The sequence below is a fragment of the Aeromonas sp. 84A genome (assembly GCF_051919345.1).
Taxonomy (GTDB): Bacteria; Pseudomonadota; Gammaproteobacteria; order Enterobacterales; family Aeromonadaceae; genus Aeromonas; species Aeromonas veronii.
The window spans coordinates 4139819-4153138 of sequence record NZ_JBQBEW010000001.1 but is presented as its reverse complement, the minus strand read 5'-3'; the positions used below and the strand labels follow the sequence as shown (position 1 = coordinate 4153138).

Annotated in this window: 13 protein-coding genes; 4 read left to right on the top strand and 9 right to left on the bottom strand. The window is 60.6% G+C overall.

What is annotated here, in order from left to right; translation table 11 throughout:
* Positions 1–151 precede the first annotated feature (151 nt).
* Positions 152–1567, top strand: a complete 1416-nt coding sequence (gene gltX, locus ACTG20_RS18760; protein WP_005358376.1) for a glutamate--tRNA ligase — start codon at positions 152–154, stop codon at positions 1565–1567.
* A 172-nt stretch (positions 1568–1739) separates the two neighbouring features.
* Here the strand turns inward: gltX and ACTG20_RS18755 are convergent, their stop codons facing one another.
* From ACTG20_RS18755 to ettA, 3 genes are all read right to left on the bottom strand, one after another.
* The gene (locus ACTG20_RS18755; protein WP_194496622.1) at positions 1740–3083 is read right to left on the bottom strand and encodes an NCS2 family permease; all 1344 of its coding nucleotides are present in this window, start codon (positions 3081–3083) and stop codon (positions 1740–1742) included.
* A 266-nt stretch (positions 3084–3349) separates the two neighbouring features.
* Positions 3350–3667, bottom strand: coding sequence for a hypothetical protein (locus tag ACTG20_RS18750; protein WP_005349395.1), 318 nt, complete (start codon positions 3665–3667; stop codon positions 3350–3352).
* A gap of 126 nt (positions 3668–3793) precedes the next feature.
* Positions 3794–5461, bottom strand: a complete 1668-nt coding sequence (gene ettA / locus ACTG20_RS18745) for an energy-dependent translational throttle protein EttA (protein WP_005338959.1) — start codon at positions 5459–5461, stop codon at positions 3794–3796.
* Between the two features lie 242 nt (positions 5462–5703).
* Here ettA and ACTG20_RS18740 point away from each other — a divergent pair, with 242 nt between their 5' ends.
* Both ACTG20_RS18740 and ACTG20_RS18735 read left to right on the top strand, forming a co-directional pair.
* Complete coding sequence (locus ACTG20_RS18740) at positions 5704–6279, top strand: Crp/Fnr family transcriptional regulator (protein ID WP_194496621.1); 576 nt, start codon at positions 5704–5706, stop codon at positions 6277–6279.
* Between the two features lie 57 nt (positions 6280–6336).
* On the top strand, positions 6337–6846 hold the full coding sequence (locus ACTG20_RS18735; protein WP_194496620.1) for a YgjV family protein: 510 nt from the start codon (positions 6337–6339) through the stop codon (positions 6844–6846).
* A 90-nt stretch (positions 6847–6936) separates the two neighbouring features.
* Here the strand turns inward: ACTG20_RS18735 and mtnN are convergent, their stop codons facing one another.
* The 6 genes from mtnN to ACTG20_RS18705 form a co-directional block, all read right to left on the bottom strand.
* Positions 6937–7773: a 5'-methylthioadenosine/S-adenosylhomocysteine nucleosidase gene (mtnN, locus tag ACTG20_RS18730; protein ID WP_194496619.1), complete on the bottom strand. Its 837-nt coding sequence runs from the start codon at positions 7771–7773 to the stop codon at positions 6937–6939.
* 108 nt (positions 7774–7881) lie between these two features.
* Positions 7882–8739 (bottom strand): lytic transglycosylase domain-containing protein, encoded by an 858-nt coding sequence (locus ACTG20_RS18725; RefSeq protein WP_194496618.1) that lies wholly within the window; start codon positions 8737–8739, stop codon positions 7882–7884.
* 155 nt (positions 8740–8894) lie between these two features.
* Positions 8895–9083, bottom strand: coding sequence for a hypothetical protein (locus tag ACTG20_RS18720; protein WP_005338952.1), 189 nt, complete (start codon positions 9081–9083; stop codon positions 8895–8897).
* Positions 9084–9287: 204 nt separating this feature from the next.
* Entirely contained in the window at positions 9288–9893 is a 606-nt protein-coding gene (locus ACTG20_RS18715; RefSeq protein WP_194496617.1) for a DUF2076 domain-containing protein, read from the bottom strand.
* Between the two features lie 110 nt (positions 9894–10003).
* Positions 10004–11017: an NAD-dependent epimerase gene (locus tag ACTG20_RS18710; RefSeq protein ID WP_194496616.1), complete on the bottom strand. Its 1014-nt coding sequence runs from the start codon at positions 11015–11017 to the stop codon at positions 10004–10006.
* Positions 11014–12393 (bottom strand): UDP-glucose dehydrogenase family protein, encoded by a 1380-nt coding sequence (locus tag ACTG20_RS18705; protein ID WP_194496615.1) that lies wholly within the window; start codon positions 12391–12393, stop codon positions 11014–11016. The genes ACTG20_RS18710 and ACTG20_RS18705 overlap by 4 nt, the downstream gene beginning before the upstream one ends.
* 242 nt (positions 12394–12635) lie before the next feature.
* On the opposite strand from ACTG20_RS18705, the gene ACTG20_RS18700 reads away from it, so the two are divergent.
* On the top strand, positions 12636–13247 hold the full coding sequence (locus ACTG20_RS18700; RefSeq protein WP_123173679.1) for a YitT family protein: 612 nt from the start codon (positions 12636–12638) through the stop codon (positions 13245–13247).
* Positions 13248–13320 lie beyond the last annotated feature (73 nt).

Here is a 13320-nt window from a genome sequence, read left to right as displayed (position 1 = left end):
ATATCGGGCTACAGATGCAAATGGCGACAGATTTAATCCCCTACTTTAGCCCGCCATGGCGTCATGGTTTTCCCATCCGTGATTGTCGGTGCTAAAATGCGACGGTTTTTTCTAACGAATTGGCCCAAGGCCCTCTACACAAGGCTTAAAGATGAAAGTCAAAACCCGTTTTGCTCCCAGCCCGACCGGCTTTTTGCATGTCGGCGGTGCCCGTACCGCACTCTATTCCTGGTTGTTTGCAAAGAACCAGGGCGGTGAGTTCGTGCTGCGTATTGAGGATACCGACCTGGAACGTTCCACTCAGGAGGCGATCGACGCCATCATTGAGGGCATGGAATGGCTGGAGCTGAACTGGGATGAGGGTCCCTACTACCAGACCAAACGCTTTGACCGTTACAACGGTCTGATCGACGAGATGCTGGCCGATGGCCGCGCCTACAAGTGCTACTGCTCCAAAGAGCGTCTCGAAGCGCTGCGCGAAGGACAGATGGCCAACGGTGAGAAGCCCCGTTATGACGGCAAGTGCCGCGACCACGCCCATGATCACCCGGCCGATGCGCCGCACGTGATTCGCTTCCGCAACCCGACCGAAGGCTCAGTGGTGTTCGATGACCACGTCCGTGGCCGCATCGAGTTCGCCAACACCGAGCTGGACGATCTGATCATCCGCCGTACCGACGGCGCCCCGACCTACAACTTCTGCGTAGTGGTCGATGACTGGGATATGGAGATCACCCACGTGGTGCGTGGTGAAGACCACATCAACAACACCCCGCGCCAGATCAACATCTACAAGGCGCTGAACGCGCCGGTGCCGGAATTTGCCCACGTCTCCATGATCCTGGGTGACGACGGCGCCAAGCTCTCCAAGCGCCACGGTGCTGTCTCCGTGATGCAGTACCGCGACGACGGCTACCTGCCGGAAGCGCTGCTGAACTATCTGGTGCGTCTGGGCTGGTCCCACGGCGATCAGGAGATCTTCACCCTCGACGAGATGATCAAGCTGTTCAGTCTGGATGCTATCTCCAAGTCCGCCTCTGCCTTCAACACCGACAAGCTGCTGTGGCTGAACAACCACTACATGCGCAGCCTGGATCCTGCTTATGTTGCCAAGCATCTGGCATGGCACATGGAAAACCAGAAGATCGACACCAACAATGGGCCGGCGCTGGCCGAGGTAGTCACCCTGCTGGCCGAGCGCTGCAACACCCTGGTAGAGATGGCCGCTCAGAGCCGCTACCTGTTCGAAGATTTTGAGGCGATCGACGAAGCGGCTGCCAAGAAGCACCTGCGTGGCGTCGCTGCCGAGCCGCTGGCTCTGGCCAAGACCAAGCTGGCTGCACTGGATAGCTGGACCACCGAAGCGCTGCACGAGCTGATTGAAGCGACCGCCGCCGAACTGGGTCAGGGTATGGGCAAGGTTGGTATGCCGCTGCGCGTAGCCGTCACCGGTCTGGGTCAGTCTCCTGCTATCGACGCGGTAATGGCGTTGGTAGGTAAAGAGCGTGTTCTCGCTCGTATCGACCGCGCACTGGCTTACATCGAAGCCCGCATGGCTGCCGAGTAAGTGCTGCCGATGTGGCAGACGAGGGGATTACCCCGCTTTGCCACATACTGAATAGCAAAAATCCGAAACCACTGGTTTCGGATTTTTTTATGGCCAGCGCACAGGCCGAAAATACTTTGGATAAAAAAATGCCAGTCAGCTGACTGGCATTTTTATTGGGACAGAGTGCCGCTTAGTGGCTGTCGACCCAGACGAACTTGAGGACGAACAGCAGGGCTACGACCAGCACGCAGGGGTTGATTTCGCGCCAGCGGCCGGTGCCCGCTTTCATCACGCAGTAGGAGATGAAGCCCACGGCGATCCCCTCGGTGATGGAGAAGCTGAACGGCATCATCACCGCAGTCATGAAGGCCGGTACCGCTTCGGTCAGATCTTCCCACTTCACCCGGGTCAGCTCGGAGCACATCAGCACGCCCACATAGATGAGAGCACCAGCGGCGGCGTAGGCCGGCACCATGGCGGCGACCGGAGAGAAGAAGATCGCCAGCAGGAACAGGATGCCGACCACGATGGCGGTCAGACCGGTACGGCCGCCGACGGCAACGCCGGAGCTGCTCTCGATGAAGGCGGTGACCGAGGAGGTGCCCATAAAGGCGCCGCCGACCGAGCTCACGCTATCGACCAGCAGTGCCTGCTTCATGCGCGGGAAGTGGCCCTTGTCATCGGCCAGCTTGGCGCGGTTGGTGACGCCGATCAGGGTGCCGGAGGAGTCGAACAGGTTGACCAGCATAAAGGAGAAGATGATCCCGGCGAGGCTGATGTCGAGCGAACCCATCAGATCCAGCTGGCCGAACACCGGCTCGATGCTGGGGGGCATGGAGACGAAGCCCTTGAAGGTGACATCACCAAACAGCCAGCCCAGCGCCGTAGTGACCACGATGGCGATCAGCACGGCGGAGTGGACGCCGCGGGCGGAGAAGATGCAGATCAGGAAGAAGCCGAGCAGACCCAGCAGGCAAGGCAGGGAGGTGAGGTTGCCCACGGTCACCATAGTCGCGGGGCTGGCCACGACGATCCCGGCATTGTGCAGACCGAGCAGGGCGATCAGCAGACCGATACCGGCGGTGATACCGACCCGCAGGGTGAGCGGAATGTTGCCGATCAGCCAATAACGCACCCGCAGCAGGGTGAGGATCAACAGACCCATGGCGCCCCAGAAGATGGTGCCCATACCCACTTGCCAGGAGTAGCCCATACCGGCCACGACCACGAAGGCGAAGAAGGCGTTGAGGCCCATGGCGGGTGCCAGCGCGATGGGCAGGTTGGCGAGCAGACCCATCAGGATGCTGCCGATACCGGCGATGAGGCAGGTGGTGACAAAGACTGCCTGGGTGTCCATGCCTGCCGCAGAGAGGATCTGCGGGTTGACGAACACGATATAGACCATGGTCAGGAAGGTAGTGATGCCGGCGATCAGTTCGGTGCGGGCGTTGGTGCCATGGCCCTTCAGGGCAAACAGACGCTCAAGCAATCCTTGCCCGGCAGCCTGTGTGGGGGCCTGTTGTGGTTGATTCATGTTGGATTCCAATAGGTGACGTGAAATAAGCAGCAGGCGAGCGGGCTCCCATTCATGCGGGAGTGATGGCCCTGTTTCTGGTGGAGAAGTAACCAGACTCGTCCTGATACCGTGACAGCGCGCACATTTTTACACAGGCGACGCCGTTTACAAACCCCGGATCTGCGAAGCGGATCAATGAATGGAGCAAAAGATCAAACGTTTGCTTTTTCGCCAACAAAAAAGGTTCTCGTCGGAGAACCTTTTGGGCGCAGAGAGGGCTGAGATCAGAGAGTTTTGAAGTAGCGCTCCACCAGCTGGGCCAGTACCGAATCGAGCTGATCCTGCACTTCCCCCAGCTCGCGGCCGAAGCGGCGCAGAAAGAGGCTGGCCTGCTCCTCGCTCAGCTTGAGATCGTTGAGAAAAAACTCCTGCTCCGGCAGCTTCTTGTCGTAACGGGGGATCAGCACCCAGCTCACCAGCTCCGGCTCGACCGCTTCGAAGATCTTGGCGGCGGCAACGCAGAAGGTTTCGATGTGTTCCTTGCCATCCGGCCCGAGACAGCCGGGTTCAACCCGGATCTGGATGGTCAGTTTTTTGGTCATTTCAGTACATCCATGCAATGTTATCCGTCTTGGATTGTAAGCCAAAAGGCAACAGAAAGGGGAGCCGGAGCTCCCCTTGTGACGCTGGTCGCAGCTGCGATGGTACGGCTTGCGTCGACCGACAGCTTACTTGGCGATGCGCTTGTACTTGGCGCGGTGCGGCTGGATGGCCTCGGCGCCGTAGGTCTTCTTCTTCCACTCTTCGTATTCGGTAAAGTTACCTTCGAAGAACTCGATCTTGCCCTCATCCTGATAGTCGAGGATGTGAGTGGCGATACGGTCGAGGAACCAGCGGTCGTGGGAGATGACCATGGCACAACCCGGGAACTCCAGCAGAGCGTTCTCGAGGGCGCGCAGGGTTTCGATATCCAGATCGTTGGTCGGTTCATCCAGCAGCAACACGTTGCCACCGGTCTGCAGCAGCTTGGCCAGGTGCAGACGACCGCGCTCACCACCGGAGAGTTCGCCAACCCGCTTCTGCTGGTCGGAACCCTTGAAGTTGAAGCGGCCGATATAGGCGCGGCTCGGGAACTCGTAGTTGCCGATGCGCAGGATATCCTGACCGTCAGCGACTTCCTCGAATACCGTCTTCTTGTCATCCATGCTGTCGCGGAACTGATCGACAGAGGCCAGCACCACGGTTTCACCTAACGTGATGGCACCGGAATCCGGCTGCTCCTGACCCGACATCATGCGGAACAGGGTCGACTTACCGGCACCGTTCGGGCCGATGATGCCGACGATGGCACCCTTCGGAATGGCAAACGACAGATCGTCGATCAGCACCCGATCACCATAGGATTTGCGCAGGTTGGCCACTTCAACCACCTTGTCGCCGAGGCGCGGTCCGGGCGGAATGAACAGCTCGTTGGTCTCGTTGCGCTTCTGGTAGTCGTTGGTGTTGAGCTCTTCGAAGCGAGCCATACGGGCCTTGGACTTGGCCTGACGCCCTTTCGGGTTTTGACGAACCCACTCCAGCTCTTTCTCGATGGACTTGCGACGGGCCGCTTCGGAACTTGCTTCCTGCGCCAGACGGGCATCCTTCTGCTCCAGCCAGGAGGAGTAGTTGCCTTCCCACGGGATACCTTCGCCGCGGTCCAGCTCCAGGATCCAGCCCGCCACGTTGTCGAGGAAGTAACGGTCGTGGGTGATGGCCACTACAGTGCCTTCGTAGTCGTGCAGGAAGCGCTCCAGCCAGGCCACGGATTCCGCATCCAGGTGGTTGGTCGGTTCGTCCAGCAGCAGCATGTCCGGCTTTTCCAGCAGCAGACGGCACAGTGCCACCCGGCGGCGCTCACCACCGGAGAGGTGCTTGATCTTGGCATCCCAAGCCGGCAGGCGCAGGGCATCGGCCGCACGCTCCAGCTGGTTTTCCATGTTGTGGCCGCCCTGGGCCTGGATGATGGCCTCCAGCTCGCCCTGTTCGCGGGCCAGCTTGTCAAAGTCGGCATCCGGGTCGGCGTAGGCCGCATAGACCTCGTCCAGACGGGCCATGGCGCGCTTCACTTCGCCAACGGCCTCTTCGACCGCTTCGCGTACGGTCTGCTCCGGCTCCAGCTTTGGCTCCTGTGGCAGGTAGCCGATCTTGATGCCGGGCTGCGGACGGGCTTCCCCTTCGATCTCGGTGTCGATGCCTGCCATGATGCGCAGCAGGGTCGATTTACCGGCGCCGTTCAGACCCAGCACGCCGATCTTGGCGCCCGGGAAGAAGCTCAAGGAGATGTTCTTGAGAATATGACGCTTGGGCGGCACTACCTTGCCGACCCGGTTCATGGTGTAAATAAATTGAGCCATTGGCTAATTCTCTTCCTTTTCAGCAGGTTAATGTCTTGGCATTAACAGACTGATGTCGTGGTGGGGCCAGGTCGACACAGGTCAACCGGGTTCCAAAAAACCCGTCGATTGTAAACCAACGGACGAGGGGGGGCAAAGGTGGCACCCGGCTGTGTCCCCCCTTTGCCGCAGCGGTCACGCCTTGCTGCATCAGCCGTGCAATTTGGGCATGATGTGGGCTGCCGTTTTGTTCCGGAGCCGTCATGAACCCATCTCCTCAAGCCGCCTCACTGGCCGCCTTTCTCTGCACAATGGGATTGGACGCCGTGCTGAGCGAAGCCATCAGCCTGCGCTTGCCACGGCAGACGCTGCGCGTCGGTCAGGCACTGTTGGCGCAAGGGGCAGAGCAGGAAGCTGCCTTCTATATCGAAGCGGGCATCGCTCGCGCCTGCCACTACACCCGGGACGGACAGGAGCGCTGCAAGGAGTTCTACTTCGAAGGGGAGCTCTGTCTGCTCTATGACAGCTGGCTCACGGGGTCGCCCACCCGCTATCAGCTGGAGGCGCTGACGGAGCTGCGGGTGGTGCGGGTGCCGATCGTCCTGCTGGATGAGCCCGTTTGGCAGCCGGTCTGCATGGCCCTGCTGCGTCAGCAGCTCGGTTACAAGGAGCGCAAGGAGGCGTTTTTGCTGCTCCACTCCCCCGAAGAGCGTTATCGGGAGCTCTGCCACACCTTCCCCCACTGGCCTGCACGACTGACCCAAGTGCAGCTCGCCAACTACATCGGCATCAGCCCGGTCACCCTGTCACGGATCCGCAGGCGCATTAACACGGGTTAATGCCGCTCTCCGGCCATCCCCTCATGCTGCGCCATTCAAATGACGGATGAGGTGTGGATGATGTCGCTGTTTCTGTGGTCGCAACTGATGGTGAGTCTGGCCTTGTTGCTCGATCTGTTGTCGTTTCAGTTGCGGGATCGCCGCAGGATCCTGGCCTGTCTGGCCCTCTCCTGCGCCCTCAATGCCGGTCACTTTGCCCTGCTCGGGCAGTGGTCGGCCGCCAGCCTGTTGCTGCTGGCCAGCATGCGCTTTCTGGTCAGCATCTGGCTGGTTCGCCGCATCTTGATGTGGTTTTTCATGGGGTTGGCCTGTGCGGCGGCGCTGGCGACCTATCAGGGCCTGCTCTCATGGAGCGGGCTGCTGGCGAGCCTGCTGCAAACCCGGGCCGCGTTTTGCCCCGACGATCGCCAACTGCGGCGCTGGATGCTGCTCGGCACCCTCTGCTGGCTGGTCAACAACTTGCTGGTGGGCTCTCCGGTCGCCGCGCTGATGGAGGGGCTGTTTCTGGTTAGCAATCTGGTTGGCTACTACCGCCACTATGGGCGCAGGGCATGTCCGGGGAGTTGATATCGGCTGCGGAATAGAGCGTGGGGCACGTCCCGTCTGATAGAGATTACAAAGCAGAGAGGTCGCCATAGTAGCGGCCTCTCTGGCTCATCAGGCTTTGTTGAAGCTGTTGATGAGTGCTTTTGCGTAATCAATAACGAACTGCTGGCAGTGGATGGCGGTCTGCGGATCGAACTCCTCGCCATGCAGATCGGTGTTGGAGAGCACCCTGATCCCGACAAATGGCACCTTGTAGGCCTCGGCTACCAGCGCGGCGGAGGAGGTCTCCATCTCTTCTGCGGCCGTGTTGTAGGTCTGATGCAGCCAGTTGATGCGGGCCACCTGCCGGTTCCACTCATCGGCAGTGCCTATGATGCCGGCAACTACGCGGCCGTGGCGATAACGGTCGGCCATGCCAAGGGCGCGGCCAACCAGCTCGGGATCGCCGGCAAAGGAGGAGTGCTCCACCAGCTTGCCGTTGTCGCGCAGGCGCATGGTGACATCGAAGTTGTGCCATTTGCTCGGGTCGACACCCTGCTCGGCTGACGTCAGGTCACTGCGATAGGCCCCCATATTGAAGCTTTTGGTGCCGATAACGATATCGCCCCGGTGCAGCGCCGGGTCATGGCCGCCAGCCGTGCCCTGATTGATGACGAGGCGCGGATGGAAGCGCTCCATGGCGAGAGTGGTGGCAGCAGCTGCATTGGCCAGCCCCACTTCGGTACGAGAGACAACTACCGGATAACCCGAGATGGTGCCCTGCCAGTAGGTCCAGGCGCCGACGGTCAGCTCCTGCTTATCCTTGAGGGCGGCCACCAGCGTCTCGACTTCGACGTCCATTGCCCCCTGGATCAGGATGGGGGCTGGCGCCGGAGTGGCCGCCATTATGGAGGAGGAAAAGAGTGCAAACAGCGTGAGCAGGCGCGAGCAACGTTTGATGAAATTCATGGGATACCTGTTGGTCTGGCAAGAAAGCGCCGGATCCTACCGAAAGGAAAACGATTGCGCAAATGGCGATGCGTTTTTTGTCAATAGCGTGCAGCTAGTCGAACAGGTTCAGGGCTGCTTGTGGCCTGCGAAGTAGAGCACCCGTTTCACATACTCCCGGGTCTCGCCATAGGGTGGGATGCCGCCATAGCGCTCCACCGCTTTTTCCCCGGCATTGTAGGCTGCCGAGATCAGTACCCAGTCGCCATCGAAACGGCGATCCAGCCATTTGAGATAACTGACGCCACCCTTGATGTTCTGTGCCGGATCAAAGGGTTGAGTGACACCAAAACGCTGCTGGGTTTCGGGGATGAGTTGCATCAGCCCCTGAGCATTCTTGGGTGAAACGGCGCGGCTGTTGAGATTGGATTCGGCGATGGCAATCGCCAGTACCAGCCGGGCATCCACCTTATGGTGTTTGGCGGCGTGACGCAGCATGGTGACCAGCTTTTGCTTGGCGGGGGGCTGGCGGGCAACCCAGGTGTCGACATTGAAGGGGGTGGAAGGGAGCCCGGCCAGATAGCCACCCTGACCGCCACGGATCCCGATGCCACACCTATCCCCCATGGGGGCATTGCCGATGCGGGCGTTGTAGTAACGGGCGGCCTGTTGGTTACCCAAGCGCATAGCCATGGCGAGATAACTGTTGGCCAGCTTGGCGCTGCGCACCGAGGTAGGGCCGGTGGCGAGCAGGCGGCCGATCCGGAAATAACCTTCTGGATTGCCGGTGCTTGCGGCGACACAGTAGAGGGTGATGGCCTTTTGCAGATTGCCGTGTTGCTGGGCCACTTGACCCTGCTTGATCGCCGTCAGCGCCTTGGGGGCCTGTCTGAAATCCCTGCCTTGTGCCATCGCCCGCGGCGTACCTGCCAGTAACAACGACAAAAAAAGCAGCAAAAACAGTCCGTTTTCGCTGATGTACCTCATGGGTTATCTCCTGTTTGAGTACAGAAGATATAGAGGAACATGGCTGCTATCGCCACGAACCCAGTGGATCATGTTGTTATAGCGGGGGGATTTCAGAGAGCAAAACGGTATGGAACTAACGGCATCTCGACAGTTTCACACCATTTTTCATCCGGTTAGAAGTCGTGGTGATACTCCTGCTCATCCAGCATGGCGGGAGGAAGCGTGCGATAGAAGCTGCCAATTTCGCTGACAACCCAGAGCGAAAGCAGGGCCAGCAGGCTGAGCAGGGGAAGCAGAGAGTGGCTCTGGGTCAGGGCATAGGCCGCAATGGCGGCACCGGTCAAAAGCAGGGTTCGGATCATGAGGTGGCTCCTTGTCGTCATGGGGGTGTTGCGTGGCCACGGACAGAGCGCCTGGGGTCGGGAGTTGTTCCCGGGTGGCACGAAGCGCGCTGAGTATATCGCGTCATGCCGCTGCCGATCCGTGGTGTCATCACACTTTCCATAGTCATGGGTTTCGTATCGAGTTGGGCCCCGCCAGATGCGGGGCCAGTAATGGTTTGACGGTCAGAAGAAACCGCCGTTGCTATCGTCACTGTCGGCCCAGCCGCCACTCAGGTTATCGTTATCGAGAAAATTGCTGCCAGCATCGGGAGGTGAATCCCAGCCGTCCCAGCGAACCGGTTCCGCATCGACCGGATTGGCGATGGAGGCAGGCTCTATGATGTCGATGATCTCCTCGGGGCGGTTGTTGTGAAACAGTCCGCCGATCATATCGGCCAGCATGACGCCACCGGCCACACCGGCAGCGGTTTGCAGGGCGCCGCCCAAAAAGGAGCTGGCACGGGGTACTAGCTGGACAGGAGCGGATGCCGGTGGCGGCGTAAAGCGCGGAGGAGGGCTGCTTTCACTACCAAACAGGCCGGAGAGAAAACTGCCACCATTTGGGGCGCTCTGGCTAGCTTCCAGCTCCTTGACCCGCTCGTTGAGGCGAGTAAGGGCTGCCTGCTGGATCAGCAGCGCCTGGGCCATGTAGTAGGGGGCATCGGGCTGCTGGACCAGATGCTGGCGGATCAGCTGATCCGCTTGTGGGTCTCGCTTGCTATCCCTGGCTTGCGCTTGCTTGAGGCGGTCGAACAGTCCATCGATCAGACCCTGTTCCTGTGATTGCATCTCAAATCCTCGCTATGGTGCGCAGACAGTGCGTTCAGCCATCCTAAAACCCGCGGGGCATCAGTGGTATCTGATTAACTCATCAATGACCGAGGGGTTACCCGCGCTCGTCAGCGGGCGGGCCGGTAGTAGTCGAGATACCAGCGGACAAACTCGGCAACCCCCTGCTTGAGGGGCGTGGCGGGGCGCAGACCGGTGAGGGTGTGCAGCGGTTCGCTATCGGCCCAGGTGGCGTGCATGTCGCCCGCCTGCATCGGCAGCATCCGCTTGATGGCGGGTTTGCCGAGGGCCACTGCCAGCGCCTCGATAAAGTCGAGCAGCCGCACCGGCTGGCCGTTGCCGATATTGAGGATGCGGTAGGGAACTGCGCTCTCGGCCGCGCTCTGCTCGCTGGCGTGCCAATCGGAATTGGGGCGGGGCGGCTGGTCGGCCACAGCGAGGAGCCCCTCGACGATGTCGTCGATATAGGTGAAGTCGCGGCTGAGATCGCCCTGGTTGTACACATCGATGGGCTCTCCCGCGAGGATGGCGCGAGTGAACTTGATGATGGCCATGTCGGGGCGGCCCCAGGGGCCGTAGACGGTAAAGAAGCGCAGCCCTGTGGTGGGCAGGCCATAGAGCGCCGAGTAGGCGTGGGCCATCAGCTCGCCACTCTTCTTGGTGGCGGCGTAGAGGGAGACCGGGTGATCCACCTGCTGCGCGGTGGAGTAGGGCATCTGATCCCCCATGCCATAGACCGAGCTGGAGGAGGCGTAGATGAGGTGCTGGATCCCGTGGTGACGACACCCCTCCAGCACCGTCAGCATACCGGTGAGGTTGCTGTCGGCATAGGCGAACGGATTGTCGATGGAGTAACGCACCCCCGCCTGCGCCCCCAGATGGATCACCCGCTCGAAACCATGACGGGCAAAGAGAGCCGCCATCGCTTCGCGATCTGCCAGATCCAGCCGCTCGAAGCGAAAATTGGGGAAACTGGCCAGTTGGGCCAGCCGCGCCTCTTTCAGACTCACCTCGTAGTAGTCGTTGAGGTTGTCGATCCCCACCACCTGATGACCTGCGGCGCACAGCTGGCTGGCCACGTGAAAGCCGATAAAACCGGCGACGCCGGTGACCAGATAGATCATGGTTGAGTCTCCGGGTTGCAGCTGGTGTTGGCAGGCGGCTTTTTGGCGGGAAGATGTGGTCGCCCGATGGCGTGATAGTCAAACCCGAGTTCGCTGAGCTGGCGCGGGTCATAGAGGTTGCGGCCATCGATGATGACAGGCTGGTTGAGCAGTGCTTTCAACTGTTGGAAATCGGGGGCGCGAAACGCCTGCCATTCGGTACAGATCAGCAGGGCATCAGCCCCTTCCAGCGCAGATTCCTGAGTGGGGCAGAGCAGCAGATCCGGCCGCTGGCCGTAGATCTGGCGGGCGCGCTCCATCGCCTTGGGATCAAAGGCCTGCACCCGGCCACCGGCAGCCCAGATGGCGGCCAGCAGCGGGCGGCTCGGCGCATCGCGCATATCGTCGGTGCCGGGTTTGAACGCCAGCCCCCACAGGGCGAAGGTGCGGCCGCGCAGATCCGGGCCGAAGCGGGTCAGCAGGGTTTGCGCCATCTTCTGTTGCTGGCGCTGGTTGACCTGCTCGACCGCCGCTAAAAGCGGGGCGTCGCAGCCGACACTCGCCGCGGTATGGCGCAACGACTTGATATCTTTGGGGAAGCAGGAGCCGCCGTAGCCGCAGCCCGGGTAGATAAAGTGGTAGCCGATGCGGGGATCGGCCCCCATGCCCTGGCGCACCGCCTCGATATCGGCCCCCAGCTGCTCGGCTAGGGCCGCCATCTCGTTCATAAAGGAGATCTTGGTGGCCAGCATGGCGTTGGCGGCGTATTTGGTGAGCTCGGCGCTGCGCAGATCCATCACCACGATCCGGTCGTGATTGCGGTTGAAGGGGGCGTAGAGGGCGCGCAACTGCTCAAGTGCCCGCTCACTGTCACAGCCGATGATGATGCGATCCGGCCGCATGCAGTCGTTGACCGCCGCTCCCTCCTTCAGAAACTCGGGATTGGCCGCCACCTCGCAGGTGAGGGTCAGCCCCCGCTCGGCCAACTGTAGCTCAATATGTTCCCTTACTTGTTGCGCCGTGCCGACCGGTACTGTGCTCTTGGTCACCACCAGCTTGGGGCTGCTCATCAGTCGGCCTATGGTGTCGGCCACCGCCAGCACATGTTGCAGATCGGCCGAGCCATCCTCGTCAGCCGGGGTGCCCACGGCGATCAGCAGTAGCTCGGCGTGTGCCAGGCCAATGGCGGGATCGACAGTGAAGCTCAAGCGGCCGCTGGCCAGATGACTCTCGACCAGCGGGGCCAGCCCCGGCTCATAGAAGGGGATCTGCCCCAGCCTGAGGGTGGCGATCCGCTCGCCATCCACATCCACGCAGCAGACCTGATGGCCCACCTCGGCCAGAACGGCGGCCTGCACCAGCCCGACATAGCCTGTGCCAAAAATGGTGACCTTCATGAAAAGTGCCTCGTGCTGTGAATGGGGGATGGCGCGCTTAAACCGCGGCATGCTGCATCTTGGTGCAGCGAGTGTCAATGCCAGATGACAGGCACCAGAATGGGGCGTTCAGCCTGACTGTTGTGATCCTTTTCACAAAAAATAGACTGGACCCCATAACGAAGCCCTGTGGACAGGGCTCGCTGCCCGCCCGCAACGGCAGGCGACAGACACTCTCTTTTTACTTCGCTTGGATACAGGTTATGGACAACACCTCGATTCGCACTGCTCATCCTATTTATGAGGATGTGCTGGCCCTGCTGACGGCGGCCGGCTTCGTCTCCCTCGGTATCTTTCTGTTTCATCAGGTTGGCCTGCTCACCGGCGGCACCGCCGGGCTGGCGCTGCTGCTGCAAAAGGTGACCGGCATCAGCTTCGGCCTGCTCTTCTTCGGCATAAACCTGCCCTTCTATGCGTTGGCATGGTTGCGGATGGGGCCACGTTTTACCTTCAACACCTTTGTCTCGGTGGCGGCGGTCTCCTACATGGCCGATCACCTCAACGGCGTGTTGCAGATCGGCAAGATAGAGCCCCTTTATGCGGCGCTGATCGGCGGTACCCTGATTGGCATGGGGCTGCTCATCATGTTTCGCCACAAGTCGAGTCTGGGGGGCTTCAACATTCTTGCGCTCTTTATTCAGGATCGCTTTGGCATCCGGGCGGGCAAGCTGCAGATGGGGCTCGATTGCGCCATTGTTGTCGCCTCGTTTTTCGTGGTGCAGCCCTGGATTCTGGCGCTCTCCATCGTGGCGGCGGTTATCTGTAATCTGGTGTTGACACTCAACCACAAGCCGGGCCGCTACCAGATTGCCTGACGAGCAGCGGCCGTGACGCGATAATGCAAGAGTGACCCGATAGCACGAGGCGGCCTGATGGCCGCCTCGTCTG